Annotated in this window: 26 protein-coding genes; 16 read left to right on the forward strand and 10 right to left on the reverse strand. The window is 48.4% G+C overall.

Annotated elements, in window-relative coordinates:
- Nucleotides 1-74: 74 nt before the first annotated feature.
- Nucleotides 75-548, reverse strand: coding sequence for a hypothetical protein (locus tag GWK75_01840; protein QHU91193.1), 474 nt, complete (start codon nucleotides 546-548; stop codon nucleotides 75-77).
- Nucleotides 549-711: 163 nt separating this feature from the next.
- Between GWK75_01840 and GWK75_01845 the strand changes: the two genes are divergently transcribed.
- Nucleotides 712-1,533 carry a hypothetical protein gene (locus GWK75_01845; GenBank protein QHU91194.1) on the forward strand — a complete coding sequence of 274 codons (822 nt, stop codon included), beginning with the start codon at nucleotides 712-714 and terminating at the stop codon, nucleotides 1,531-1,533.
- Nucleotides 1,534-1,555: 22 nt separating this feature from the next.
- Here GWK75_01845 and GWK75_01850 read toward each other — a convergent pair whose 3' ends face one another.
- Nucleotides 1,556-2,296 carry a glycosyltransferase gene (locus tag GWK75_01850; protein QHU91195.1) on the reverse strand — a complete coding sequence of 247 codons (741 nt, stop codon included), beginning with the start codon at nucleotides 2,294-2,296 and terminating at the stop codon, nucleotides 1,556-1,558.
- Between the two features lie 34 nt (nucleotides 2,297-2,330).
- Here GWK75_01850 and GWK75_01855 point away from each other — a divergent pair, with 34 nt between their 5' ends.
- Nucleotides 2,331-3,167, forward strand: a complete 837-nt coding sequence (locus GWK75_01855) for an alpha/beta fold hydrolase (GenBank protein ID QHU91196.1) — start codon at nucleotides 2,331-2,333, stop codon at nucleotides 3,165-3,167.
- Nucleotides 3,168-3,184: 17 nt separating this feature from the next.
- A complete protein-coding gene (locus tag GWK75_01860; GenBank protein ID QHU91197.1) occupies nucleotides 3,185-4,447 on the forward strand; it encodes a glycosyltransferase in 1,263 nt (420 codons plus the stop codon).
- A gap of 499 nt (nucleotides 4,448-4,946) precedes the next feature.
- On the opposite strand, the gene smpB is transcribed toward GWK75_01860, so the two are convergent.
- Both smpB and GWK75_01870 read right to left on the reverse strand, forming a co-directional pair.
- A complete protein-coding gene (smpB, locus tag GWK75_01865; GenBank protein QHU91198.1) occupies nucleotides 4,947-5,429 on the reverse strand; it encodes an SsrA-binding protein SmpB in 483 nt (160 codons plus the stop codon).
- Nucleotides 5,430-5,556: 127 nt separating this feature from the next.
- Nucleotides 5,557-6,321, reverse strand: coding sequence for a CPBP family intramembrane metalloprotease (locus tag GWK75_01870; GenBank protein QHU91199.1), 765 nt, complete (start codon nucleotides 6,319-6,321; stop codon nucleotides 5,557-5,559).
- 74 nt (nucleotides 6,322-6,395) lie between these two features.
- On the opposite strand from GWK75_01870, the gene GWK75_01875 reads away from it, so the two are divergent.
- Complete coding sequence (locus GWK75_01875) at nucleotides 6,396-8,072, forward strand: ATP-binding cassette domain-containing protein (protein ID QHU91200.1); 1,677 nt, start codon at nucleotides 6,396-6,398, stop codon at nucleotides 8,070-8,072.
- Nucleotides 8,073-8,105: 33 nt separating this feature from the next.
- Here the strand turns inward: GWK75_01875 and GWK75_01880 are convergent, their stop codons facing one another.
- On the reverse strand, nucleotides 8,106-8,369 hold the full coding sequence (locus tag GWK75_01880) for an NrdH-redoxin (protein QHU91201.1): 264 nt from the start codon (nucleotides 8,367-8,369) through the stop codon (nucleotides 8,106-8,108).
- A gap of 110 nt (nucleotides 8,370-8,479) precedes the next feature.
- On the opposite strand from GWK75_01880, the gene GWK75_01885 reads away from it, so the two are divergent.
- The gene (locus GWK75_01885; GenBank protein QHU91202.1) at nucleotides 8,480-10,672 is read left to right on the forward strand and encodes a hypothetical protein; all 2,193 of its coding nucleotides are present in this window, start codon (nucleotides 8,480-8,482) and stop codon (nucleotides 10,670-10,672) included.
- Here GWK75_01885 and GWK75_01890 read toward each other — a convergent pair.
- Nucleotides 10,653-10,856: a hypothetical protein gene (locus GWK75_01890; GenBank protein QHU91203.1), complete on the reverse strand. Its 204-nt coding sequence runs from the start codon at nucleotides 10,854-10,856 to the stop codon at nucleotides 10,653-10,655. The genes GWK75_01885 and GWK75_01890 overlap by 20 nt on opposite strands.
- A 64-nt stretch (nucleotides 10,857-10,920) precedes the next feature.
- Here GWK75_01890 and GWK75_01895 point away from each other — a divergent pair, with 64 nt between their 5' ends.
- The 10 genes from GWK75_01895 to atpC are packed head-to-tail and all read left to right on the forward strand — an operon-like array spanning nucleotide 10,921 to nucleotide 17,996.
- The gene (locus GWK75_01895) at nucleotides 10,921-11,196 is read left to right on the forward strand and encodes a hypothetical protein (GenBank protein QHU91204.1); all 276 of its coding nucleotides are present in this window, start codon (nucleotides 10,921-10,923) and stop codon (nucleotides 11,194-11,196) included.
- On the forward strand, nucleotides 11,193-12,032 hold the full coding sequence (locus GWK75_01900) for a F0F1 ATP synthase subunit A (GenBank protein QHU91205.1): 840 nt from the start codon (nucleotides 11,193-11,195) through the stop codon (nucleotides 12,030-12,032). Before GWK75_01895 ends, GWK75_01900 begins: the two co-directional genes overlap by 4 nt.
- Nucleotides 12,033-12,079: 47 nt before the next feature.
- Complete coding sequence (locus tag GWK75_01905; protein QHU91206.1) at nucleotides 12,080-12,292, forward strand: H(+)-transporting ATPase; 213 nt, start codon at nucleotides 12,080-12,082, stop codon at nucleotides 12,290-12,292.
- A 22-nt stretch (nucleotides 12,293-12,314) separates the two neighbouring features.
- Nucleotides 12,315-12,857, forward strand: coding sequence for a F0F1 ATP synthase subunit B (gene atpF, locus GWK75_01910; protein QHU91207.1), 543 nt, complete (start codon nucleotides 12,315-12,317; stop codon nucleotides 12,855-12,857).
- A 2-nt stretch (nucleotides 12,858-12,859) separates the two neighbouring features.
- Nucleotides 12,860-13,243 (forward strand): hypothetical protein, encoded by a 384-nt coding sequence (locus tag GWK75_01915; GenBank protein ID QHU91208.1) that lies wholly within the window; start codon nucleotides 12,860-12,862, stop codon nucleotides 13,241-13,243.
- 12 nt (nucleotides 13,244-13,255) lie between these two features.
- A complete protein-coding gene (locus tag GWK75_01920; protein ID QHU91707.1) occupies nucleotides 13,256-14,791 on the forward strand; it encodes a F0F1 ATP synthase subunit alpha in 1,536 nt (511 codons plus the stop codon).
- A complete protein-coding gene (gene atpG, locus GWK75_01925; GenBank protein ID QHU91209.1) occupies nucleotides 14,791-15,669 on the forward strand; it encodes an ATP synthase F1 subunit gamma in 879 nt (292 codons plus the stop codon). The genes GWK75_01920 and atpG overlap by 1 nt, the downstream gene beginning before the upstream one ends.
- Before the next feature lie 21 nt (nucleotides 15,670-15,690).
- A complete protein-coding gene (locus tag GWK75_01930) occupies nucleotides 15,691-16,137 on the forward strand; it encodes an NUDIX domain-containing protein (protein QHU91210.1) in 447 nt (148 codons plus the stop codon).
- A gap of 50 nt (nucleotides 16,138-16,187) precedes the next feature.
- On the forward strand, nucleotides 16,188-17,564 hold the full coding sequence (gene atpD / locus GWK75_01935; protein QHU91211.1) for a F0F1 ATP synthase subunit beta: 1,377 nt from the start codon (nucleotides 16,188-16,190) through the stop codon (nucleotides 17,562-17,564).
- 3 nt (nucleotides 17,565-17,567) lie between these two features.
- A complete protein-coding gene (gene atpC / locus GWK75_01940) occupies nucleotides 17,568-17,996 on the forward strand; it encodes an ATP synthase F1 subunit epsilon (protein QHU91212.1) in 429 nt (142 codons plus the stop codon).
- Nucleotides 17,997-18,064: 68 nt separating this feature from the next.
- On the opposite strand, the gene GWK75_01945 is transcribed toward atpC, so the two are convergent.
- Both GWK75_01945 and GWK75_01950 read right to left on the reverse strand, forming a co-directional pair.
- Nucleotides 18,065-19,027 carry a tRNA-dihydrouridine synthase gene (locus GWK75_01945; GenBank protein QHU91213.1) on the reverse strand — a complete coding sequence of 321 codons (963 nt, stop codon included), beginning with the start codon at nucleotides 19,025-19,027 and terminating at the stop codon, nucleotides 18,065-18,067.
- 357 nt (nucleotides 19,028-19,384) lie between these two features.
- Nucleotides 19,385-22,666 carry a UvrD-helicase domain-containing protein gene (locus tag GWK75_01950; GenBank protein QHU91214.1) on the reverse strand — a complete coding sequence of 1,094 codons (3,282 nt, stop codon included), beginning with the start codon at nucleotides 22,664-22,666 and terminating at the stop codon, nucleotides 19,385-19,387.
- A 138-nt stretch (nucleotides 22,667-22,804) separates the two neighbouring features.
- Here GWK75_01950 and GWK75_01955 point away from each other — a divergent pair, with 138 nt between their 5' ends.
- A complete protein-coding gene (locus tag GWK75_01955; protein ID QHU91215.1) occupies nucleotides 22,805-23,296 on the forward strand; it encodes a hypothetical protein in 492 nt (163 codons plus the stop codon).
- 3 nt (nucleotides 23,297-23,299) lie between these two features.
- Here GWK75_01955 and GWK75_01960 read toward each other — a convergent pair whose 3' ends face one another.
- Entirely contained in the window at nucleotides 23,300-23,962 is a 663-nt protein-coding gene (locus GWK75_01960) for a prepilin-type N-terminal cleavage/methylation domain-containing protein (protein QHU91216.1), read from the reverse strand.
- 33 nt (nucleotides 23,963-23,995) lie between these two features.
- Nucleotides 23,996-25,300 (reverse strand): hypothetical protein, encoded by a 1,305-nt coding sequence (locus GWK75_01965; protein ID QHU91217.1) that lies wholly within the window; start codon nucleotides 25,298-25,300, stop codon nucleotides 23,996-23,998.
- Nucleotides 25,301-25,326 lie beyond the last annotated feature (26 nt).

Consider the following 25,326-nt stretch of genomic DNA (forward strand, 5'->3'; position numbering starts at 1 on the left):
TAGGGCGAAAAAGAAGCGTTATTTGGGGGTTAGACCCACTGGACGAGAGTTTATCTCGTCCAGTGGACCCATTTTTAAGGACTAAGGATGGCGGAAGTTTCCCTGCAGTATAGGGTACCGTCCGCAGTGATTATATAAACTGCTGAGGGTTCGATTTCAAAGATGAAGGCTTGCTCGTAGTTTACCTCTTGGGCAAACCAATTATCCACAGCTAGTCTGGCGTAGCCGTCTCGCATGTCGTAAGTAAACGACGTGGTCGGCGCTTTCGTTTCACGCCAGGCCTCATCGCGCACGATGGCTCTACTTCCCTCTTCGAGAGTACCGTTAACTCGCGACAGGACGACTTTCTGTCCTGTCGGCCTTAGTGGGTCCACAGGAACCCACGGGCCAAGGGCCTTATAGATATCTGAGAAAGTTGCCACTGTTGTGCTAGCTGGGGGTGCAGGAGGAGTGCTTTCCTCACTCGCACTCCCTCCTCCCTGCCAGACAAACAGGGCCGTTAGGACGGCTACTGCCACCAGGATGATTACAAGGCGCGACTTTTTCATTTTGTCCCTTCTACGTTGTGAATGCAGTCGAAAACTGCACTACAGCTCAGGTTGAGCCGTTGCTATAATTATGATAAAAAATAGCAAAAAAGTCAATAATCTAGTAGAGATAGACCATCTCATCACGCGATTTTGCTAGAGAGATAGGCTATACTAATAACTAATGGATAACCCCCTACCTAAGCTAATAACATTTGACGGAGACGCAAGAAGCGGTAAAGGGACGATTGTTAGTCTCGTCAAAGATTATCTTCGTGATGTCGATCATCGAAAAGTCATGTTAATTGACGCGGGCCAGGTGTTTCGTGTGTTGGTCGTGATGATGACAGAGGATGGCATTGACCTAGATGATACGGGAGCGATAGACACCTACCTAGCTGATGTGCGCAACCAAGAGCGTGGTGTCAGGCGGGTCAAGGAGGTGTATCGCATGACAAAAGCGGAGCGTAGCGCGTTGTTCTATACGCCGTTGATCGGTGTAAATAGCGCAAAAGTAGGTACCCGACCGCTAAGTCAGTCGTTCAAAGACGGACTGCTTCGCAAGTGGCTTCGTGACGCACGAGCAGAGGGGTTTGATACGATACTGCTCGATGGGCGGGCGCTGACTGAGGTTGGTGATGCTTTAGAGAGCGAAGGCCTTTGTAATCATGTATTGGGGTTGTTTTTTGTTTGCGATCCAGTCGTCAGTGCTCAGCGGACATTGGGTCTGATGCCGAAGCCTTATCTAGAGTTGGATGATGAAACTAAAAAACGTGTCGATGAGCTGATAGAGCAGATAAAAACACGTAACCAAGCTGATCGTGAACGAGCTATTCAGCCAGTTGTTCCGCCAGCTGGTGCGCCAAAATATCTTGTGAGCGAACTACCTGCGAAGTTGCCAGAGACAGATTCGTGTCCATACGTAATTATTGATCGGAGTATTGAGTTGCCATTTGATACGATGGCGCTACCAGTAATTCGGTTAATCAAACACTACCTAAAATAGCCTCTAGCAACCTTGATACGGCTTAGTCTGGAGCATTTTTGTCGGTTTTTGACTTGCCGCCCATCTCATACTCGTATATCGGTTTTGTAACACGTAGGCCGTGGGTGTATCGATATAGCTCGCCGTAGACGCCACGCCAGCCTTGTGATGGGTTTTCGATGAATCGACGATCCGATGCGATGAACGGTGATGTTACGATGCCGACATTATAGCCTGCACGATGTCCACGTAGAGCCAGGTCGTAATCCTCCATGATGTAGAGTGTAGGGTCAAAGCCGTTTAGTGACTCAAAAGCCTTTTTTGTTGCAAAGGTGCAACTAAACGATATCGGCCACGGTGTGTGTTGCATCAGGCGGAGGTATCCATTCATGACACGAGCGCCTATGCGGATACTGAGCTTTTTCGATGGCATACGCTGGGTGCAGCCGCCAATTTCTAGATTTCTAGCGGTAACTTGCTGTTCAAAGTCGGCTAGAAACTGGGGAGGTAGGATAATGTCAGCGTCGACAAACAGGAGCATGTCGCCTGTCGCTTTTTGGCTACCCTCATTACGGGCGTTGGCGACACCGCGTTTCTTGGCGGTGACGATCGTAAGCGGTAGACGATCACTAAATGCTTCGACGTGTGCGAGTGTGTCGTCGGTGCTGTGGGAGTTGATAAATACGACTTGATCAGCCTGTCGAGTCTGCTTGGTGAGTGATTTTAGAAGTTTGTCGACAGTGCCGGCTTCATTTTTACCAGGGATAAGTACGCTTATCTGCATGACAACAGTATAGCAAATGGTATATGCTAGGCGCATGGCTCATAGAACTCTAGAGGCTCGGCACCAAGGTTTTCGCACTGTCTCGCGTGACGGATTTTGTTGGCTCGAGGCAAATACGACCGCTAAAAAGTCGGCCATCATCATCCACGGCGTAACTGGAGGTAAGGATGATATGTTGCCACTTGCCGAAGAGTATATCGCGCTTGGCTATAGTGTTTATTGCCCCGACTTAGTCGGTCATGGCGGTTCAGCGATGATTCATGTGACGAAGTTCGACGATCTGGGCCGATGGTTCCGTGACTTGGTTGTGGCAATTGGTGTGGAGCCGTCGCTGATTGTCAGTAATTCTTATTCGTCAGGCGTGGTTTATAGCTACATATCCCAGGGTTTTCTGTCCAAGCATACACATGTGATCCTTGGTTGTCCGACACCAACTGTCGCGCTGATGTCGCGACTACTTAATCGTATCGGACAAGCGGTTCCCGATCGTATCGCATGGTATGTATATAATACTTCGCCAGCCAGGAAGCTTCGTGTGAAGATCTTGTATCGTGGTAGTGATCGTCAGTCCTATGACTGGCTAGTTGAGTCCGAAAGGCGCAAATATCACTATATTGCTCCAAATGTTTCACCGATTTTGACAAATATGATAATTCGCGACAACCCTTTTAAGGGAGAGCAGCTGCCAGATGATGTTCAGCGACAGATTACGGTCGTATTAGGTGAGCGCGATAATGTTGTCACCTCTGATGCAAGGGCTTATCTGATGAGAAAACTCCCATACGCTAGGTTTGTTAGTGCTGGTCCAGCTGGGCATATTTTGCACTTTGAGGCGATTAGCTCCCTTGTCCGACGCGATAACAGCGTCTGATATAATAAAAGAACATTATGAAAATCGCATTCTTCACAGATGACTACTTGCCGCACATCCACGGTGTTGCAACTTCTATCAAAACCTATCGTGAGGCGCTGGAGCGCCTAGGCCATGAGGTTTATATCATCGCCCCGAATAAGCCTGGTCACGACGACCATGATGACCATATTATTCGGATGCCGTCAATCAACAACTATGTATTCGAAAAACGGCCTACCTCTGTAATCTACCCTGGATTAGCTAAGAAGCTCGATAAATATGAGTTTGATGTTGTCCATAGTCACATGCAGTTTTACCTCGGTCTGTTAGCGATGAGTGTTGCTAAGCGTCAAGGGGTTCCGCATTTTACAACAATTCACTCTTTATATACCGAACTAATTGATGATTATCCGCTCATGATCTCTGCCGGATTGATCGCGGTTACATTTGGCTACCCTATTATGTTCCGTTGTAAGCCAATTTTGCCATTTAAGGATCGAAGTGATATTCGTGACCTACGCAAAGAGGATGCCAAGTCAATTATGAAGCGTCAAGGCTGGCGTCTGACGGCAGAGTTTGCAAATCGCTGTGACTACTGTATATCACCATCAAAACACCTAGCGGAGATCCTGACGAACGCTGGCTTGACGACGCCAAGTTCGGTATTTCCTAACTGTATCGACACGAGCCGATATACGTCGGCGACTACGGAGAACTCGCCGCTAACTAAGCTTCCTGGCGAAAAATATATTGTTTGTGTTGCCCGATTGTCTGCCGAGAAGCGACAACACGTACTGATCGACGCGATGGAGCAACTTAATGATCCAGGCGTGAAGCTGGTGTTGGTCGGCAATGGTCCAACCGAAGATGAGCTGATTGCCTCGGTAGCTTCTCGTGGGCTGTCTGATCAGGTGATTTTTACGGGTGCGCTATCTGGTGATCAAGTAGCAAGTATACTCAAGCAGGCTGATTTGTTTGTCCTAGCGTCATATCATTTTGACAACCAACCGATGGTCTTTCTAGAGGCGGCTGCCTGTGGTTTGCCGATTGTCTACTGTGATGAGCGTATGACCGAGGGGCTGACACCAAAGAACGCGGTATTGACCGATGGAATCGAGGGCGATGCATTTGCGAAAGTATTTGCTGATCTGCTAGGAGATGACAAGAAGCGGGCCGAGCTTTCGGCTGGTGCGCTAAAGGTCGCTAAGAACTTTGACTCTACCAAGATGGCGAAAGACCTAGTTGCCCTATATGAATCAGCAATTCGAACCAAAGAATTAGAAAAAGCCCGCGAATAAGCGAGCTGTGGTTGTGCGAGGCCGTGCGTAGGAAAAGTAGTCCCACGCACGACCTCATTGAGGCTAATCGGATACGGATAAACGACGCACGTCTGCTATCCGCCGCCCGTGTTGGCTAGTCAGGGTGAACTCGATCTGGTCCCCTGCTTTTACGAGGGCACATTCATACTGGCTCCTTGTGGAGCAGATGATCTGCCATCGCTCACCGGTTTCCTTTTCTCTCCCTTCAAGTATAGTATCTCCGTAGTAGCCGGGTGTGGCGCCTATCCGATCAACTACCATCCTATAGGTCCCTCCGGTAGTGCAACCCGTCAGAGACACAGCCGCAGTCAGCGTAGCTATGGCGACTTGTAGTGTGTGACGCTTCTTCATTCTTCACCTCAATTGGTAAGGGGCTGATCGGGTTGATCAACCAGTATAGATATTACAGCACTTTTTGTATCATAAAGTCAAGAGATACGTAGCCTGTTTTGGGCTATGCGAGAGGTCGTCTATGTACCTATATGTGGAGTCGTACTGATTTTTTATGCTCGCGGTCTAGGTCGCGTCGCTTGATAGTTTCACGCTTGTCCCAGCGCTTCTTGCCCTTGCCTAGGGCGATCACGAGCTTGATGTATTTATTGTTTGTCAGTAGTTTGGTGGGGACGATCGTCATACCCTCTTTTTTGTGAGCCTTAAATAGCTCAAGTTGTTTTTTGCTGACCAGTAGTTTACGCGGTGAGGTGTCGATACTTCGATGGTTGCTTACGCCACGTTCGGTAACTTTTAGACCAAAGCTAGCGTTGTTGAGCCAAAGCTCACCAGAGCGGATTGTGACATAAGCACCCTTTAGCTGGACGTGTCCGTCTCGGGCGGATCGAGTCTCGGGGCCGGTTAGTACTAATCCAGCGATGATTTCGTCGCCCAATTCATAGTCAAACCGTGCACGACGATTGATGATCGGTGCGGTTGGTTTTGAAGATGATTTTTTGGGCTTTGCCATAGGGCCATTGTAACAGATAACAGATGAAAGTTTATACGATATAAATCCGAAGATGTAAAAATGAAAAGCCGCCCCAGGTGGTAGCGATTACTCAACAGACAATTCTGGAGTGGCTTCTCTGAGACGGTTATACTGGTAATCTCCTACTCCTAGTCTTGACACACTTCGCTTTGAGGGCCTGCGTCAGTAGCAGTACAGCGTCGTATACACTATGCGCTACCATAGACGTGATCAGACCGTAGTGGAGGGCTAGCCAAAAAAGGACTAGACCCACGAACCAGGCGTTAACACAGCTGATTATGCTATGGCCAGTGTAGACATGGGCTGCTACAAATACGAGATTTGCAGTGATTATACCGGCTCCAACTGTCCAAGGGGTCGTGAGGATTTGTCCTTCCAGTGCCCCAAAGGTCATCAGATGTGTGGCGGGCATGAGAAAGCTCTCAAAAACCCACCTAGTTACCCCGCGGGTGATCCAGTCTACGAGTGGAAGGACGATCATCGCGATTCCAAAGGACAGATATCGATAGATCAGCTCCTCCCAGAAGCCTATCTGTATTGATGTCCAGACAGCTCTAGACAAGATCCTTGTTCTGGCCTCTTTGAGCGTTTGGTCGTAGCGACCGGTTATGGAATTCGCGATTGCCCAAGCGGTCGCCCATAGCAATATGGGCCAAGCCATTAAAAGGCCGTATGGGTTCCATGTTATCAGAGACAACATATCCCACTTGAGATACTCAAACCCCAGTAGACATAGCAGCCCAAATATGGCTGCAGCCTTAAATGCTTGTGCTATGTATATGACGCTCACGTCTAGGGCCGGTATTTCCAGCGTGTTGCGGTACATCTTTTTTGCCTTTCTCTTGGCAGGAGGTTGTCTAAGTGCGCGCATTTGCGTTATTTATATTACATCAAAAAAGTATAGATAAGTCAAACTATTCAACAGAGGTGTGCTAAAATGTGGCTATGGTTATCGATGTCCATATCACTGAAAAATCATTTGGTCCGAAGTTGCTGATGACGGATGTTCGGCTTAGTGTGGGCGATCGAGAGAAAGTTGGCGTTATCGGGCGTAATGGCGCTGGTAAATCGACGCTGTTTGGTATTTTGACGGGAGCTGACAAAGACTTTATGGGCAAAGTCATTTACCGCAAGGGCGTGAGCGTAGTGGCGACCGCTCAGGAGCATCATCAGATAGATGACATGACGGTCATAGAGTACATTTTGCGTGGACTGCCTGAGTATGCCTCGCTAAAGCACATTATCGATACCTATCCAGCCAAGATGGGTGACAATATGAAGTTGATTGATGAGTATACGGCGGCGCTTGATCGGTTTGGGCAACGAGGATTCTATCAGATAGAAGAGTTGGTAGCTGAAGAACTGAGGAATTTTCAGCTAGGGGGTGTTGAAGAACGAGCGTTTGGGACGCTGAGCGGTGGACAAAAACGTCTCGTGGAAGTGGTAAAGGTTATGCATTCTGACGCTCATCTTGCCCTACTCGATGAGCCGACCAACCACATGGACTATGTGGCAAAAGCACAGTTTATTGACTGGATGAAGTCGTCGACGACAGCGATGCTGGTAGTTACCCATGATCGAGATGTGCTGAAGCATGTCGATCGGATTATTGAGTTAAAAGATGGTAATACGGTGAGTTATCGAGGTAATTATGATGATTATCTCAAGCAGAATGCCCTCGCCACCGGCAATGCGATGGGAGATTATGAGCAGGTTGAGCGTCAAAAAGCTAACTTGCGCGACAAAATTGTTCAGTTTCGCCGCCTCAAGGAGAGGGCGCGCGACCCTGATACGATCAAGCAATTTAAGCGTCGTGAGATGCAAGCAGCGGCACGACTGGAAGAGCTAGAGAAGGTTGAGAGGCCAACATTTTGGATTGACCGAGACAACGTGGCGCAACTTGACTACAAGATGGCTGGGCGATATGACAAATACAAGGCACGGAATATTCGCCTGTCGGTTCGTGATGGCGCTATGCGTAGCCAGAGAAAGCTGATTGAAGCGCGAGATTTAGCGCTTGGTTATGGCGATAATTTGTTGTTTGAGGGCGTAAATATAGATTTACGCGAGGGCGAGGTAGCTGAACTGCGTGGGCGAAACGGTGCCGGTAAGTCGACCTTGATCCGGGCGTTATTGGCGCCGACGGAATCAGAAGTAGACCGGCTTAACTCGATCACCTTTTTTGACGGTACGCTAAAGCTTGATCCGCATGTGAAGGTGGGAGTGTACGAGCAGGAGATCGCCTCGACCTATCTCGACTTGACTCTGCATGATGCGATTGAGCGGATGTATCTTGACCGCAACCTAGCGATTAGCGAGACAAAGATTCGTCAACTGATGGGTGATTATTTATTTACCGAGAGCGATGGCGGAATTGTCCTAGGGCGCTTGAGCGGTGGACAGAAAGCACGCTTTCAGATCATCAGTATGCTTGCTAATGACCCACAGCTGTTGATTCTTGATGAACCGACCAATCACCTAGATCTGCCGAGTATTGAAGAGCTGGAGGTGGCGCTTGAGCGATATAGCGGTGCGATTTTGTATGTGAGCCATGACAATTATTTTCGAGCAAAACTTGGTGGTGAGGTCATTACGGTCGGTGGAGACGAAAAGGCACGCTAGGTTTAGTGTGCCTATATGTAGCGTGCTTGGTGGTTATTTGATTAGACCTTTGTCTCGGAGAGTGGCGTCGATCTTGGCTCGATCAAAGCCGCGTATGATGATACCGTCGATATCTGTTACAGGCACGCTGGATGTCTCGCCACCCACTTTTTCGAGCAACTCCTCCATCGCTCTTTTGTCTTGCTCGATATCTCGTACGGTAAAATCGACGCCTAGATGCTCGAGATATTGCTTCTCAGTTTTGCAAAACGCACACCATGGTGCGCTATAGACGATGATGCGACTTGTACTGGCCATAATGAACTCCCCTATTTCTCCTCGTATATTTCAGCTTGAGTATAGCACGGTGGTTAGCGCGTCAGCAATGTGCTTTTGCTTTTTTGTCACTTGGTATATGATAGGGTTATATGTTGCGGCGTCGCTATTCTGAGGGTTTTGCCCTACCTACGGTTATCATTACATCTGTTGTGATGTTTGCTATATTGGTCGCTGCGACTGGTACGGTGTCTAGTACGGGCGACGCAATTAATACGCAGTTTTATGAGGCGTTAGCGACAGATGCAGCTGAATCAGGCATGAATCACGCGAAAAGTTGCTTGATGGACAATAACCAAGCAAGTACGTGGGGATCTAATGAGCTTCATCCAAATACTGGATGCAACGGAGGTCCGCCATGCTCAGATAAGGATAGTTGCTATGTCGTCAGGACGGATACCTACAATAGTACATATAGTGTTAGTCCAGTTACTGATAGTGGTTCAGGTTTTCAGACGGTAACGGTCAAGAGCACATTAACTCTGACGAGGGCTTCGACTGGAGCGGCTTGGCGGACTTTCAGCAAGACCTTAAAGGTGCGTACTGGTGCTCAGGTTAGCGCGAACCAGGTTATCTTTGGGTATATTGGCCAAGGAACTGGAGCATTTTTTGCTACGGTTGGTGGCGACGGTGTGATGCGTGCGACTGGATACAACGGATTTGGCCAGCTCGGGAACGGTACGTTTAATCCGACTCTGGTGCCAAAGAAGTTTCTTGCACCAACATCAGCGCCAATTGTCGCCGGCTACACAAGTTTTCTGTCACTTGGTACGTCGATGTTTGCGGTCGATTCTAATGGTGAGGCGTACGCTGCTGGCTCAAATCACTATGGGCAACTGGGCACTGGGTCAGGGTTCCACAATATATCATCACCAGCCCGGGTCTCATTGCCCCTAGGCAAGCAGGTTCGCTATATTTCGGTGCGAGGTGGTACAACCTATTTCCTGACTACCGACAATAATCTGTATGCAGCTGGTAATTGTGAGGGTGGTGCTCTCGGAACAACTTATACGATATCGGGGTGTTTGAACCAATCAATACCGGTCCGAGTGTCTCTGCCTATACCAGATCCGTCTGATCCAAACACTATTCCTACAGACAACCTCGTTGCTGACCGTACGACGACGTATATTCGCATGGCTGGAGGTCGTGTGTATGGGTGGGGCTCAAATGACCACGGTCAGCTTGGTGACGTGTCGTTTGCCGATCGCTCTAGTCCAGTTAAGATCGGCACCTACGGTGACTCTGGTCAGCCAAAGGCCACCAAGATCGCTTTTGACGGGCTAACACTTTATGTGCTTGATAGCGTGGGAGCCCTCAAGAGTATGGGCTCAAATAGTAACGGTCAAGCAGGGACTGGCGTCATGTCTCTGAGGGTAAATACGACTAACTTCTGCCTAGATACAGATGGATCGTCAGCGCATATCTGGAATTGTAATGAGTCGGCTTCACAAAAGTTTCAACTGAGGAGTGACGGCTCATTCTATAATGCAAGCAAAAACGTTTGTCTCACGACGGTTGGCTCTAATGGTCTCAAGATGGCGGCTTGCGACGGGAGTGCCGCGCAGAAGTTTCGCTGGGAGCCAGAAACTACCGCGATGCGCGGTTACTTAAAGCATGCATCAAGCGGATTATGTGTCAATAACCGCGACTACAATGTTGCTGGTGGAGCAATGGATCTGGAGCCGTGTGCTTATTATGCCAACCGAATATTCTACCCTGTCAACGCCAGTCTTCAGCAGTTTGACAATAGTGTATTTTCGGGAGTGGTAGTTGATGTGGTGTCTGACCAGTGGGCTGTGGCTGTCCTTACATCCAATGGTGAGGTCTGGGGTGCTGGGGTAAATACGTCTGGGCATCTTGGTAACGGCAGTCAAAGTGTGACACAATTCAAGCCGGTGAAGTTTGCTATACCAGTTGCTGCAAAATATATTTACATAACAAATAACGATACAACAAATCAGTATTCATACCAGAACCTGTTTGCGGTTGGGGCGGATGGACGGGTATATGGCGCTGGTTCGAATTCCTATGGTCAGCTTGGTAACGGCGGCACGGCACCAGCGGTGACGACTCCAGTAGCGATGAATGTGATTGATGGAAGCGCGGTAAGCGCTCGGAGTGTTCAGGTCGGACTTGGAACAACGGTTATATTCACTACGGACGGTTCGGTTTACAGTGTGGGCAATAACTCGCACGGGCAGCTCGGCGACGGCACTATGAATAATAGTTCGACACCAATTCGTGCCAAATATCTCAACGACTTTAGCGCAACTTCTTACTAGTCAGATACCACCCGCCATCGATCGGAGATTGGTATATGTCGAGTTCGAGATCTAGGTGATACTTTTGAAGTTCCTTTATTGCGCGAAGGGCGGCGTCACGACTCAAAAAGCGCCTCTTGTCAGGCGTGGTCGCTGAGCGTGGTTGATATGGCTTATGTTTGGGGGTTCGGTTTTTGCGTGGCATGTTGTGATTATTATACCCCACTAACCCTTTAAACAAATGCTATAAACTGCTATAATAATCTTACATGGGTAAATTGCCTGATTCTAGTGACGGTGATGGAATATCTAACGACCGCCAAGCTGGTTCGTCGGGTCTTATGTTTTTTGCAGTGATAGCGGATACGACCTGGCGGATGTTTGTTCCATCTATCGGTCTGACGCTTCTTGGGGTTTGGCTCGATAGCGAGTGGCACATGAAGCCCTGGTTTATGATATCTGGAATCGTTGTCGGGACAATCGCTGCAATTGCTTTAGTTAGGCGACAGATTAATTCAATCAATACGAATAGGAACACATTATGATTACATGGTTTGCTGCTACTGGCCCTCATATATCTGTCAAGGCTGATGAGATATTTTCAGTGGCGGGTGTTTCGATCACTAACTCACACTTATTGGGCATTCTTGGGCTAATAGTGTTGGTTTGGGCGCTAATTGCGACCAAGCGTGCCGCCATGGGGCGAACGCGGCACAATTTTATAACAAGGCTATTTCTCTGGGCGTTTGAGGGGCTGTACGCAACTGTTGGACAGGTGATTCCAGACGCAAAGTGGGCACGACGTGTAGCTCCGCTATCGATAACGATCTTTTTCTTTGTGGTGGCGCAGTATTGGATGGGATTGCTGCCATTTGTTGGTCCGATTACGGTTGGCGAGCATCATACACCGCTATTTCGTGGTGGTGTTGCGGATTTGAATATGACCTTTGCTCTTGCAGGGGTGACGATCGTCGCAGCTCAGATTTACGCATTTAAGTACCTAGGTTTTCGCGGTAATATGGGGCGATATTTTATCAGTCCACTCAAAAATCCAATCATGTCGTTTATCGGAATTCTCGAGCTTATAGCGGAGTTCTCACGCTTATTGGGGTTGAGTTTTCGTCTGTTTGGAAATGTTTTGGCGGGAGAAGTGCTTCTTATTATGATCGCTTATCTCACGCAATATATTTCACCAGTTGCTCTTCAGCCGTTCTATATATTTGAGCTGTTTATCGGTGGTATCCAAGCTTACATATTCTTTATGCTTTCGACAGTGTTTATTTCACTGGGACTACAGCATCATGGCGATGATGAGGAAAAATCTACGCATTCAGGTTCGCATTCGAGCAGTCGTAAAATCCAGACGGCTGTACACGAATGAGTATTAAATAATGGTTAAACAATAATTTAAGGAGAATTAACAATATTATGGAAAGCCTCGCATTTACTCTTGCCTACGCTCTACCGGCAACATTTGCTGCTATCGGTGCTGGTCTAGTCGGTGCGGCTGCTATGAACGCGGCTGGTCGTAACCCAGAAAAAGTCAACGATCTACGTACGATGATGATTCTTGGTATTTCGTTTATCGACGCGCTTGCGATTATTGGTTTTATCGTCGCTATCGTCGGTAAGGTAATGTAGATAGCAAGACGAAGGAATACGCGTGTTTTCATTTATTAACACTTTTGCAACGGCAGAGACGGCTGGAAAAGCTGATCTGTTTGCGTCGATTGGTGTCGACTGGAAGTTGTTGGTGCTGCAGACAATTGCATTTTTGATCCTTCTTTGGTTTCTCAAGAAGTATGTCTATCCACCACTGGTTACGATGCTTGATAAGCGTGAGCAAGAGGTTGTAGCAGCTGCAGAGGCGACGCGTGAAGCTCAGGCCCGAGCGGATGCTAGTCAAGATGAAACTAAGAAACTGCTAGATGAGGCGCGGTCTGAAGCTAAAGAGATAGTTTCGACTGCCAAGGGAGAGGCTGACGCGCTGGTAGCAAGTGCCGAGGCCAAGAGCAAGGCGCAGGCTGAACGAGTGGTTGCGGCCGCGCAAAGTGAAATTGCCAAGGAGGTTATTGCCGCTAAAAAAGCTCTGCACAACGAGACTGTCGAACTAGTAGCCCGTGCAACTGAAAAAGTCGTTGGCAAGACGGTTGACGCAAAGCTTGATAATGTAGTAATTGAAGAGTCTCTCAAGGAGTCTCGGTAGCAATGACACAAAAGATCTCTAGACGAAAACTGGCGAGCTATGTTGTCGACAGGTTTGAATCGGGGGCACCGCTTGCTACCTTGCTTAAGGAGGTTGCAGCCTATCTTGTCGACTCAAAGCGCACTAGAGAGGCGGACTTGCTAGTTCGTACGATCGAAGACGTATTTGCCGAGCGTGGGCTAGTAGTGGCGCGTGTTACGACCGCTCACCCGCTAACCGATGTACTTCGTCGAGAGATTAGCAAGCTTGTTGGTGGCGATAAAGTTCACCTTGATGAGATTGTCGATAGCACTGTGATCGGTGGCGTACGGATTGACACGCCAGGCGAATCACTTGACGCAACTATAAAACGTAAACTTCTGGCGCTTCGCCAGGCTAAGATGTAAGAAAGGCTCATGATGGCTGATATAGCAGTTACAGAATTATCAAAAGGCCTGCGCGATGCAATCGCTAACCTAGATACGAGCGGTAAGCTTGAGTCGGTTGGTGTCGTTACCCGCGTGGGCGACGGCGTGGCATGGATTCACGGCCTGTCGAGCGCTGGGTATAGCGAAGTACTCGAAATTGAAACGAAAACTGGTATGGTTGAGGCATTTGCCCTCAATCTCATGGAAGATGAAATTGGTGCTGTCTTGCTCGGTAGCGATCAGGGTGTGGCAGCTGGTGACAAGGTGAAGCTCAAGGGCGAAGTCCTATCTGTTCCTGTTGGCCCAGAGCTACTTGGTCGCGTGGTTAACCCGCTTGGTGAGGTGCTTGATGGCGGTCCAGCGATTACAGCCAAGCAACGTGGTGCGGTAGAGCGTGAGGCGGTCGGCGTGATGGGTCGTAAGCACGTCCATGAACCGCTCATGACAGGTATCATGGCGATAGACGCGATGTTCCCGATAGGTCGTGGACAGAGAGAGCTTATTATCGGTGATCGTCAGACGGGCAAGACTGCTATTGCCATCGATACGATGATCAACCAGGCGCGTCAAAAAACTGGTGTCGTGAATGTTTATGTTGCGATTGGACAGAAGCTCTCGAAGGTCGCCCGACTGGTTGAGACGCTGAAGCGTGAGGGTGTGATGGACCAGACGATTATCGTTGCAACTGGCCCAAGTGATCCAGCTTCCCTACTCTATTTGGCTCCATACGCTGGTACGGCGATGGGTGAATATTTTCGGGATAACGGTGAACATGCTTTGATGATTTATGATGACTTGACGAAGCACGCGGTTGCCTATCGTCAGATGTCGCTTCTTCTCCGCCGTCCGCCAGGACGCGAGGCCTTTCCTGGAGATGTTTTCTATCTACATTCTCGCTTGCTTGAGCGATCAAGTAAGCTGTCTGACGACCTCGGCGCTGGTAGCTTGACGGCTCTACCAATTATCGAGACGCAGGCTGGTGACATATCGGCGTATATTCCTACTAACGTTATCTCGATCACCGATGGACAGATATTTATGGAGACAGACCTGTTCTACCAGGGTATTCGTCCTGCGATTAGTGCTGGTTTATCGGTTTCTCGCGTTGGCGGTGATGCTCAGACAAAGACGGTTAAATCTGTCTCTGGTAACCTCAAGCTAGGCCTGAGTCAGTTCCGTGAGCTAGCAAGTTTTGCGCAGTTTGGTAGTGATCTTGATGAGGCGACGAAAGCTCAGATTGAAAGAGGTCAGCGCCTAACGGAACTTCTAAAGCAGCCACAGTATCAACCAATGAGCGTCTGGGAGCAGGCGTCTAGCGTGTTTACGGTGAGCGAGGGGCTGTTTGATAAAGTACCCGCCTCAAAGATTAGGGAAGCTCAGCGTGCCATGTTGACCCGCCTGTGGACAGATCACAAAAAAGACATGCAAGAACTCAACAAGGGGCTTGAAAAGCTTGAGGTTGAGAGCGATGCCGGTAAGCTGATCACAAAAGTTGCTAAGTCGGTTGCGAAAGGATTTGAAGGCTGATGGCCTCTACCCAGCAATTAAAATCGCGTATTCGCTCGGTAAAAAACACCAAGCAAATTACAAAGGCCATGCAAATGGTGGCGGCGAGCAAAATGCGTCGAGCACAAGATGCAACCAAAGCATCAAAGCCTTATACATCGAGTGCCGATGATCTTTTGGCGTATCTTTCCAGCCAGGGTGTGACTGATAATCATCCGTTATTTCGTAAGCGTGCGATAAAAAGCCGCCTTATCATTGTGATTGCTGCCGATAAAGGTTTGGCTGGTGCCTATAACTCTAGTGTACTCAAGAAGTACGTTGAGCTACTGAAGCGTGATGACGATAGAGGTATAAACAATCTAACGATTACTGTCGGTCGCAAGGCATCGCAGTTTGCTTCGCGCCTAAAGGACACAGAGATTATCGGTAACTATGATGATCTGCCAGATAAACCTGAAGGCGTGACGTTTCACACTATCCTCAATACGGCGTGTGATATGTATCGCAACAAAGAAGTTGATGCCGTGACGGTCGTCTACACAAATTTCGTAACTAGCATCACTCAGGAAGCGTCGCGGATGCGCCTGCTTCCAGCTGGTACACCAGTCGATAGTGATCCAGCCAAGATTCCTGATAACATTCAGGACGCTCGCTACGAGCCGAGTCCTGCCGAGGTGCTAGATGCAGTAGCTTATCGATTGGTGGGTGCTGAGCTGTATCAGGCATTTCTCGATGCTCGGGCAAGTGAGCACAGTATGCGTATGATGGCGATGAAAAATGCGACCGATAACGCCAGCGATCTTGTTGATGACCTTACGCTCGCCATGAACAAGGCTCGTCAGGGGGCAATTACCCAAGAGTTAGCGGAAATATCAGGTGGCGTGGAGGCGATGGGCTAATGAATGTTTATGGAGGACCAAGTGAATAATGCAACCTTATTTGTCAGTACAGTTGTTGTAAGAGACGGTAAAATATTGGTAGTCAAGGAGGGTAAGAATAACTATGGACAGCTGGGTACATGGAATCTTCCAGCTGGACACGTTGAACCTAACGAGAATCTGGTTGACGCAGCGGTGCGTGAAGTAAAAGAAGAGTCTGGTTATACGGTTGCAATCGATGGCGTTTTATCACTGGAACTAAAGAATACAAACGCGAGCATGTCGCTGATAGTGTTCTTTTTGGGGCATGTTGTTGATGAATCTCCGGCTGGACATGAAAAAGGAATTCAACAGGTTGAGTTTGTGACGCTAGAGGCTCTAGAGGAGCTGAAGTTGCGCTTTCCTGATGATATTATGGAATCGGCTCGTCGTGCGATGTCTGGAAAAAGCTATTCTCTGGATATAATTACGGACCATCAGAGACGATAGATACGGTACTGCGATGAGATTAGTAGAAAGGAACTGCGGAGGAGTAATTGATGAGTAAAGGTAACGGAAACATAATTCAGATCATGGGCGTGGTTGTCGACGTTGAGTTTAGCGGCGACAATCTTCCGGCGATCTATGAGGCGCTCCATGTTGAGCACGACAAAAAGACGATAGTGCTTGAGGTTGCTCAGCACCTCGACGAGCACACCGTGCGGACAATTAGCCTGCAGAGCACCGATGGACTAAAGCGGGGCCAGGAAGTGATCCCGACTGGTGCACCGATCAGTGTCCCAGTTGGTGCGGAGACTCAAGGACGGATGTTTAATGTCGTCGGTGAGCCAATTGATGGCCGAGTTATCTCTGATAAGGTAAAGAAGGCTTCGATTCATCGTGAGCCCCCTGCTCTATCTGAGCAAGTTAATAAGACCGAGATTCTTGAAACCGGCATCAAGGTGATTGACCTAATTGCGCCGATTGCTAAGGGTGGAAAGGTTGGTCTGTTTGGTGGTGCTGGTGTCGGTAAGACTGTTTTGATCCAGGAGCTTATCAATAATATTGCGAAGTTTCACTCAGGTAACTCAGTTTTTGCGGGTGTTGGTGAGCGTACGCGCGAAGGTAACGACCTCTATTATGAAATGAAAGAGGCCGGCGTGCTAGACAAGACGTCGCTAGTGTTTGGGCAGATGAATGAGCCGCCTGGGGCGCGTCTACGAGTGGCGCTGGCTGGCCTTGCGATGGCAGAGGCTTTCCGCGATGAGGGTAAGGACGTTCTTTTGTTTATCGATAACATTTTCCGATTCACTCAGGCTGGCGCCGAGGTGTCGGCTCTGTTAGGTCGTCTACCGAGTGCTGTGGGGTATCAGCCAAACTTGCAACAAGAGATGGGTGCTCTGCAGGAGAGGATTACTAGTACAAAGACCGGTTCGATTACATCTGTCCAGGCGGTTTATGTCCCAGCCGACGACTTGACTGACCCAGCTCCAGCAACGACATTTGCTCACTTGGACTCGACGATTGTGTTAAACCGTGCACTAACCGAGATCGGTATTTATCCCGCAGTTGATCCGCTCGACTCTAGCTCGACGATCCTTGATCCAGAGGTGGTTGGAGAGGAGCACTATCAGGTGGCGCGTGAAGCTCAGCGCGTCCTCCAACAATATAAGGAGCTGCAGGATATCATCGCAATTCTTGGCATGGAAGAGCTGTCAGATGATCAGAAGCAGACAGTTAATCGCGCACGTCGTCTTCAGCGATTCCTTGCTCAGCCGTTCTTTGTGGCTACACAATTCACGGGTAACCCTGGTGCATACATCAAGGTGTCTGACACGGTCAAAGACGTAAAGGATATTCTGGCTGGTAAATACGATGACAAGCCAGAAAACTGGTTCTACATGGCGCCAGGTCCACTTTCGGAGAAGAAGGATTAGTCGATGAATTTCCAGTTGGTGACGCTAGCGGGGGTAAAGGTCGATGAGTCAGTGTACGAGGTGATCATACCTACAGTTGATGGTGAGATATCGGTGTTCCCCAGTCACGAGCCTCTAGTAACGGTCGCAAAATCTGGGGTGATAGCGGTTCGTCGCGATAAACAGCATGACAATGACCGGATGGACTATTTCGCTATCTCGGGTGGCGTGGTTGAGATTAGTGCAGATCGAGTTCGCATTTTGGTTGATGAGGCGGAACACGGTGAAGATATCGTAGAAGCTGAAAGCCAGGCGGCTCTTGAGCGTGCGATCAAATTGCGTGATGAGGCCAAGACGCAGGTCGAGCTCGAAAAAGCTCACCAGCTGGTTGACCGTCATGCAGTGCGCCTCAAGGTTGCAGACTTGCATCGCAGGCGTCGTCCACGCGCATAGCGTCTATATTAGGAACGAAAAAGATATGGTCATGTGGCCATGTCTTTTTCGTAGTTGAGGTCATAGGTTTACCCGAATTGCTTTAAGATTGATCTTACTTCGTCGGTTGAGCTGGTGTGCATGAGCTTGTCGCGGAGGTCGCTTGCGCCTTCAAAATCCCTGATATATATTTTGAAAAATTGCTTGAGCGTTTCAAACGGTCGCCCCATTAGTGACTGATAATGATCGTATTGATCCAGGTGATATTGGAGCAATTTGATAAGCTTAGCTTTTCGGTCAGAACGCTCTTCTGTCTTTAGGCCGTCTTTGAAACAGAAGGGGTTTTGGAATACACCGCGACCAATCATGACGCCATCAATAGAGTGTTCTTTGAACAGCTTCATGCCTTGTCCACGATCGAGGATGTCTCCGTTGATGATGAGCAGGGTGTCTGGGGCAATCTCATCACGTAAGGCTTTGATCTCTGGTATTAGCTCAAAATGAGCACTTACTTTACTCATCTCTTTTTTGGTGCGTAGATGAATTGTCAGGGCAGCGATATTTTGCTCCAGGAGAAATTTCAGCCAGCTCCTCCATTCATCAACATAAGTATAGCCAAGTCTGGTTTTGACGCTTACGGGTAGGCCAGATGTTTTTGCGGCGGAAATTATAGCCGAGGCTCGGTCGGGGTTACGAATCATGTCAGCACCTCCACCACCCTTGATTGCCGATTGGTCAGGACAGCCCATGTTGATGTCGATGCCATCATAATTGAGCTTGGCAACATGTTGGCTCATAGCCTTCATCGCCTCTGGGTCGCTACCCCATAGCTGAGCGACGATTGGGCTTTCGTCATCGGTCTTGACGAGACGCCCGCCAATTGCCCTGTCGCCGGCGCGAAACCAGCCAGTTGCGTTGGTAAACTCGCTGAAGTAAACGTCGGGTCTGCCGGCGTGTGTCACTACGTGCCGAAATACAACATCTGTCACCGCCTCCATGGGGGCGAGAACAAAAAATGGTTTGGGTAGTTTGTTCCAGAATGATTTCATCATTATCCATTATCTCACAAAAGATAAAACCCCTCAGGCTCATAATAATTACAAGCCTGAGGGGGTGTAGAGTGGGGGCCGGTATTGCACCTGGCTCTCCGGTCTTGCGGACCGGCGACTTCTTTCATCCAACCCCACAGGTAGACGACTCTTACGTCCTAGCCCAACCACTTCTGGTTGGGGGTTGTTTGCACTTGCTGCATTTATTTCCTGTGTTGTCGCAAGCGCTGCACCCGCCTCCGTCGCAGCGCTTGCACTTTTCCATTGGGTATCTATGGTCACACTTTACAGTGGGCAATGCTCGCCCTTTCTCTTGTCGCCCTCTAAGGCTAGCCGGGGTTGGCCTGTAGCCATGATATACTACTTTGAGTATTTGTCAATAAGATAATCCTCAAAGGCAAGCACACCTCGATAGTTTTGCTCAAATTCCTTGACATCTGGTAGTTCAAGTGTCGTTATACAGTGCCAGACTGCGTTGATAAGCTTTTTGAATCGAACCAGGTCATCTTGAGAGAATTGCTCTTCTAGTGCGTATACTTCTCCGTTACTGTCGGGTTCGACAAACTGGAGAACTCCCCTTTTAAACTGGTACTTGGCGTAGTCACGCGAATGATTACAGAGTAGTTGATAGAACATCAGCTGTTGTCTATATTTGTGGAGTTTAATTTTTTCGGCATCGGTTTTGCCTTTCCAGCTGTAGCTGGGCTTGCCCGTTTTGTAGTCGGTGACGGTAATGTGATTGTCGACTATCTCGACTAAGTCAAGCGATCCGGTGAGGGTTGCGCCGTCTATGACGACGCCTTGATTGGCGAAGCTAAGCTCAGTTTTTTGGTTAGCTGAAAAAGTATCGTACTGTGCTCCTAGGAAGCGAGTCAGATTATCTACGCCTCGTTTTGAAAAGAGCGCAAAATCATTATCATCGAGCCGTTGTTCGCGGAGTATATTGGTGAAATCGTCTAGAACGTCTTTGACCGGGCGTCGCTCCCCGTGTGCTACCAGGTAATTGTGGGCACGCTGTAACGTAGTGTGAATCGCTGTACCGTAGCCGGCGTGAGGACTCTTGGCCTGAGGAAACTTTAGTAGGTTGTTGGTGAGAAAAGTAGCTGGCCCACCGTGAGTGATATCTATGAAGTTGTTTAGATGAGTACTCGAAAGTTTATATCGTTCTAGCACGGGCGTGAGCAGTTGCTTCATACTGGCAGTTGGCTGGTCTGTTAGACGCTCGTGCCAAGAGAGTTCGGCTTGTGCTGTTAGTGTGTCGAGAGAGTGGTGTGATTCTGGTGTGGTTTGTGAAATTGTAGTTCCAGTCAAGAACCCAGCGATTAGTGTGTCTTTGCCGGTGTCATTGACAGATGAGAACGTGAGATGGAGCTGTCGTTTTGCGCGTGTCATCGCGACATAGTAGAGCCTCAGTCTCTCATCGTAGGTGTCGGCGTTTGGCATGATTGGCAGGTTCTCTGGGTATGATATCAAGCGCGATCGACTACGGACACGCTCACCCCAGACCGAATCAATTGAATTAACGACGTATACTGTATCAAACTCTAGTCCTTTTGATTTATGCGCAGTCATGAGATTGATTGCACCGTCAAGCTCGGTACTCCGGTTTCGTACACTGGCTATCGTCGCGCCTAGCTGCCTATATGTTTCGATAAACTCAATAAAATTATTTAGGCGCAAGGTGGAGTCCGGTCGATACTCGCGTAGTTTTGTCCTGATTGTTCGTAGGGCCTCCAGCGTAGTGAGGTAGGCTTCAGGGTTGGTTTCTCTTGTGTTGTCGCCGAAATAGTGATTGTAGTATGGCGAAATAAAAACAGGGTTTTGATCATTTTTTTCAGCCGGTATGCCAATTAGCCTGTCGATCGCCTCCTCGAGTGGTTTGTGTACAATATCGCGCGCACTCTCAACCAGCCAATCAGCAAGAGGCTTGAACTCGGTCGAACCCATCATTGCCTCTAGCCACGAGTGGTTGTTGCGGTGTGCGGCGAGACTCAGTCGCCAGATTGACTCTGCACTATGCTTGTACATCGGGTGGGCCAGTAGTTCAGGTAAGCGACTATTAGCCCTAGAGTGTTGACCTGCCGCGATATCGATGACTATATTGGCGAGAAGCTCTAGCGTTGTGATGCACTCTAGGTCTAGGACGTTATCGCGTCGTTCGTAGTTAACAGAGATTTTTTTGCTTGCTAGATAGGGCAATAATTCTATGAGCTCTTGGTGACGACGCGCGAGGACTGCGATAGATTCTGGTTTTGTGCCAGAAGCGATGTCCCTCGCGATTGCGTCTGCGACCCATGCGTATTCATCGCTATGTGTCTCCAGGTGGTTTATATTGACAGTTGGCGCCGCGGTAGCGTGAGCGATAAGTTTTTTTGAAATCTCCATGGAGTTTTCGAGTCGTCCGTCTGCTTGAATAATTACCTCTCTGGCATGATCAAGGATGGCTTGACATGAGCGATAGTTGTGGATCAGAGAGACTGTTTTGTATGTCGGATATTCCTGACGAAAACGGTGAATATTGCCGACATCAGCACCCTGGAAGCTGTAGATTGCCTGATCGTCGTCGCCGACAACCATAATATTTGGCGCGTCACCCAGTGTTGTGTCGGTGAGGTTAAACAGGATACGCATCTGAGCCAGGTTGGTATCCTGGAACTCGTCAACCATGATGTATTGGTATTTTTCTTGGAGATTAAATCGAAGGTCGGGGTATGTCTCCATCGCTTGGATTGCGTTGAGAATCATGTCGTCATAGTCATAGAGTTTTGCCTGCTCCATTTTCGCGACGTAGCAGTCGTAAACATGAGCTAGCGAGAGAAGTTTCGCGTGGCGTTTGCGATCTTTGAAGATAAAATCACCTTGAATATTTTTCTCCATCCAGCGATTACGCCAAGCAGTAATTGGAGTGGTTTTGCCTGTCTCGATCGCTTCGCTTAGTGCGTGTGCTAGGCTGAGGGATAAGTTATTGTTTAGCGGTAAGATGGCTGGCGGGAGTGTTTGAGGTGAAAACGTGGCGATTTTTTCGGCGATTGGGCTGAGTGCTTTTAGCATGTTGATATTAATTTTTTGAGAAAATATCGCCTGTAGTTCTGGCTCTATGCTGTCTAGCGCAGTTTCGTTGGCAGTGACGACCGTGCGCAGTTCTTCGCTAGACAAGCCAGCTTGCTTGAGTTCACTAATCGCTGTCATTGCATCGCGTAGATAAGTGTATTCGCCTGCCATTTTGCTGGCGAGCGGATTGGCGTGATCTAATTCGTCAAAGATACTTTTTAGTATCTCGTAACTAGATAGCTCATCGGCGGGACGAAACTGCGCACCACGGAAAAAGTAGCTGTTGTGCTGGTTAGTAATCTCTGTGCCGAAGCTATGAAATGTCTGAATTGCAACTCGATAAGCGTCGGGTCCAATAATCTCTGATAGTCGTGAGCGCATCGCTACCGCCCCGCTATCTGTAAAAGTCAGACAGAGGATATTTTCAGGGAGCGTGTCGGTTTTACGCAGAATATTGGCGGTACGCATACTGAGTAGTTCGGTCTTGCCGGTGCCTGGTCCAGCGACAACGATCAGCGGTCCATCGATTGTATCGACGGCCGTCTTTTGCTCGTCGTTTAGATTGTTGTATCGTTTAGAAAACACGTCCATCACCCCTATTATACCTGAAAATATGACTGTATTATATTGACTAGTTGATACAAAAAATATATATTGATAATTCGTCAATATTATATGAAAATATAAAAATACTCTAGTCACCAGAGGTGAATGTGCTATAATTCTGGTATGAATAACGGCGATTTATTCGACGATTTCGCACTGGAGAAGAGCGCTAAAGAGCTATTTGGGGTTTCATTGGAGATCGATAAGGTTATTGCTCGTAACTTGGACGTAGGTCAGTCAGCTCGGGCGACGCTATACCTTTCAAAAAAGAAACAACTGTATTGCTATATCGAAGGGCCAGCGCGTCTTTTATTGAGTGATGTCAAAAAGATTGCATCACGTATTGGTATAAAGCCTGAGATATTTTTCCCGCCTAAAGGTCAGCCGAACTATTTCGATGAGATCGGACGTGAAAAATTTCGTGATGTATTTCCGGGGCGCAAAGACATTCATGAGTCTGATTTGAGGTTTTATCGCACACTTGCGCCTTATTGCCCGGCGCTGATTCTCGTCGGCGAGATAAAGGGTGGAACTATCCGCTGCGCTGATAGTGACGCCCGTGGCGGCTGGCGTCCGGCTGTGAGACTTGCCTATCGGCGAATAAAAACCAGCTAGTTTTTATACCTCTTTATCAAACACGCATTGCTGAGTGGGATAGATGGTGCTTGATTGGCTTTCGGTTTGTTGAATTTTTACTTCTGCTGAACCGTCATGCTCTTTTTTTATGAAGTGAATTTTATTGTCGACTTCGCTATACCAGGCTAGGACATACCAGTCGGTTAATGTCGGGCCTGGGTATTGCTTAGCGAGAACAGAACAGCCCGAGCCGTGAATTGGTCGCGTACCCATTGTGCCCCAGTTAGACACTATAGCACTGGAGTCTGAATTGTCTGCATAGTAACCATAGCCCTTGCACGACTGCCCGGGGTTATTGTGTAAATGAGGCTCGCCTACGCAAAACTGCGTCGAGCCTAGTCTACCTGTTGGCATGGTGGCGATATTGTCGAGCGGATCTTTTACGGCGTTATCTACCAGTTTTGGTGCAACTTGCGACATTTTTGCTGCCTGAAAGCCAGCTAGAGTCGGATACTCACCATTCTTTTGATAGTAGTTCTCGAGCTCTTTCATGACAATCAAGATATCGTTGCGTCGTTTAGTGTCGCGAGATTCTTTTTGAACACGATGATAAACGACGATTGTCATCGTAGCGAGGATCCCGACGACTGCTATAACAACAGCAATTTCAACAAGTGTAAAACCGCGCGATTTAGAACGCTTCATAAAGTTAGTTTACCACATGGTGCTTATGCTAGGCTAATGTTTCTTGTCGAGTATCACCAGGTGCTCGATGTGAGGGGTGCGTGGAAAAAAGTTATACCCGCGGTGGTATCGGACTCCGTAAATTTCGGTCAGCAGAGCGATGTCGCGTGCTTGAGTGACTGGATTGCAACTGAGATAAATAATTCGTTCTGGACCAGTCTCCAGTAACCGAGCAATCACATTAGAGTGCAGGCCAGCGCGGGGTGGATCGACGATTACGCAGTGATCGGTATTAATATGGTCGAGGGCTTTTTCGCTAGGAGACAAGATAGCGCGAGCGGAATTGGTGCGCCCAAGGTCGTTAATATTACGGTTCATCTCACGGACCGCGTCCTCATTAATCTCGACAAGCGTAACATCATCACCGCCAATTGTTAGTCCGATTGTACCGACGCCACTATATAGGTCGATGACTGATTTATTTTCGACCCATTGTTGCATATCACGAAGAGCTTGTTCATAAACGGGTATATTTACCTGGAAAAAACCTTCGGTTGCATAATGAAATGGAATGCCGAGGATGTTGTCGGATAGGACGATATCGCCAAATGACGCCAGCCGTTCAGTGATGCGACTGGCGGGGCTGCGTGGGTCACTGTAGATCAGTTCCCCTCCTTGTGCGGGGAGGCTTGACGCCTCCTCTGGTGAAATGATTTCAGGTAGCCTATCTTTTAGATAAAGTTGCCAAACGCAATTTCCCTGCTGGTCGGCACGAATCAAAAGTGTTTTTAGGTTGCGTGCGGTGACGGGCTTTGTCCGAAGCAGGTCGCGGATTGAACGAGCCAGATTTATCATTGAATCAGGCAATAGGCTGCATGAATCAACGACAATTTTTCCTTTGCTTCCGCGCTGAAAGAACGCTAGATCTAGCGTGTTGCCACTAGGGGTGGTGTCGCCAAACCAGCTAAATTCGACTTTGTTGCGATAGTTATATATTTTTTCATCGGTATAGACCTCGATGGCGTCAGGCAATACGATGTCGTGCAATTCAAAAGCCTCTTCTATGAGGGCTGATTTGTAGTGTTGCTCGTCCTCGAAAGCCATAATTTGCCATGGGCTAGTGCTTAGGTAACTGGTAGGGTCTTTTGGTGTGAGGCGCTTAGGTGACGTTTCGTGGATCTCGGTTACTACACCTTCTACAAAATGGGATTTCTTTTTTGTTATGCGAATAGTGACGCGTTCGTCAGGTAGCCCACCCCACACAAAGGCTTTTCGGCCATCTTCAAGAGTGCCGAGAGCCTGTCCTCCGCCTACGATAACATCTAGTTTTAGCGTTTCAAATTGAGGTTTTTTAGCCATCACCCTATTCTAGCGTGTAACTGATT

The sequence above is a fragment of the Candidatus Saccharibacteria bacterium oral taxon 955 genome, assembly GCA_010202265.1.
In the GTDB taxonomy this organism is placed as follows: Bacteria; Patescibacteriota; Saccharimonadia; order Saccharimonadales; family Saccharimonadaceae; genus Saccharimonas.

Excerpts from the sequence above, each read along its gene's own strand:
- GWK75_01845 (QHU91194.1), top strand. The coding sequence starts at position 712 with ATGGATAACCCCCTACCTAAGCTAATAACATTTGACGGAGACGCAAGA.
- smpB (QHU91198.1), bottom strand. The coding sequence starts at position 5,429 with ATGGCAAAGCCCAAAAAATCATCTTCAAAACCAACCGCACCGATCATC.
- GWK75_01900 (QHU91205.1), top strand. The coding sequence starts at position 11,193 with ATGATTACATGGTTTGCTGCTACTGGCCCTCATATATCTGTCAAGGCT.
- GWK75_01860 (QHU91197.1), top strand. The coding sequence starts at position 3,185 with ATGAAAATCGCATTCTTCACAGATGACTACTTGCCGCACATCCACGGT.
- GWK75_01850 (QHU91195.1), bottom strand. The coding sequence starts at position 2,296 with ATGCAGATAAGCGTACTTATCCCTGGTAAAAATGAAGCCGGCACTGTC.
- GWK75_01890 (QHU91203.1), bottom strand. The coding sequence starts at position 10,856 with ATGCCACGCAAAAACCGAACCCCCAAACATAAGCCATATCAACCACGC.
- GWK75_01905 (QHU91206.1), top strand. The coding sequence starts at position 12,080 with ATGGAAAGCCTCGCATTTACTCTTGCCTACGCTCTACCGGCAACATTT.
- GWK75_01950 (QHU91214.1), bottom strand. The coding sequence starts at position 22,666 with ATGGACGTGTTTTCTAAACGATACAACAATCTAAACGACGAGCAAAAG.
- GWK75_01885 (QHU91202.1), top strand. The coding sequence starts at position 8,480 with ATGTTGCGGCGTCGCTATTCTGAGGGTTTTGCCCTACCTACGGTTATC.
- GWK75_01955 (QHU91215.1), top strand. The coding sequence starts at position 22,805 with ATGAATAACGGCGATTTATTCGACGATTTCGCACTGGAGAAGAGCGCT.
- atpG (QHU91209.1), top strand. The coding sequence starts at position 14,791 with ATGGCCTCTACCCAGCAATTAAAATCGCGTATTCGCTCGGTAAAAAAC.
- atpD (QHU91211.1), top strand. The coding sequence starts at position 16,188 with ATGAGTAAAGGTAACGGAAACATAATTCAGATCATGGGCGTGGTTGTC.
- GWK75_01895 (QHU91204.1), top strand. The coding sequence starts at position 10,921 with ATGGGTAAATTGCCTGATTCTAGTGACGGTGATGGAATATCTAACGAC.
- GWK75_01920 (QHU91707.1), top strand. The coding sequence starts at position 13,256 with ATGGCTGATATAGCAGTTACAGAATTATCAAAAGGCCTGCGCGATGCA.
- GWK75_01880 (QHU91201.1), bottom strand. The coding sequence starts at position 8,369 with ATGGCCAGTACAAGTCGCATCATCGTCTATAGCGCACCATGGTGTGCG.
- GWK75_01945 (QHU91213.1), bottom strand. The coding sequence starts at position 19,027 with ATGATGAAATCATTCTGGAACAAACTACCCAAACCATTTTTTGTTCTC.
- GWK75_01870 (QHU91199.1), bottom strand. The coding sequence starts at position 6,321 with ATGCGCGCACTTAGACAACCTCCTGCCAAGAGAAAGGCAAAAAAGATG.
- GWK75_01840 (QHU91193.1), bottom strand. The coding sequence starts at position 548 with ATGAAAAAGTCGCGCCTTGTAATCATCCTGGTGGCAGTAGCCGTCCTA.
- GWK75_01915 (QHU91208.1), top strand. The coding sequence starts at position 12,860 with ATGACACAAAAGATCTCTAGACGAAAACTGGCGAGCTATGTTGTCGAC.
- atpC (QHU91212.1), top strand. The coding sequence starts at position 17,568 with ATGAATTTCCAGTTGGTGACGCTAGCGGGGGTAAAGGTCGATGAGTCA.
- GWK75_01855 (QHU91196.1), top strand. The coding sequence starts at position 2,331 with ATGGCTCATAGAACTCTAGAGGCTCGGCACCAAGGTTTTCGCACTGTC.
- GWK75_01960 (QHU91216.1), bottom strand. The coding sequence starts at position 23,962 with ATGAAGCGTTCTAAATCGCGCGGTTTTACACTTGTTGAAATTGCTGTT.
- GWK75_01875 (QHU91200.1), top strand. The coding sequence starts at position 6,396 with ATGGTTATCGATGTCCATATCACTGAAAAATCATTTGGTCCGAAGTTG.
- GWK75_01965 (QHU91217.1), bottom strand. The coding sequence starts at position 25,300 with ATGGCTAAAAAACCTCAATTTGAAACGCTAAAACTAGATGTTATCGTA.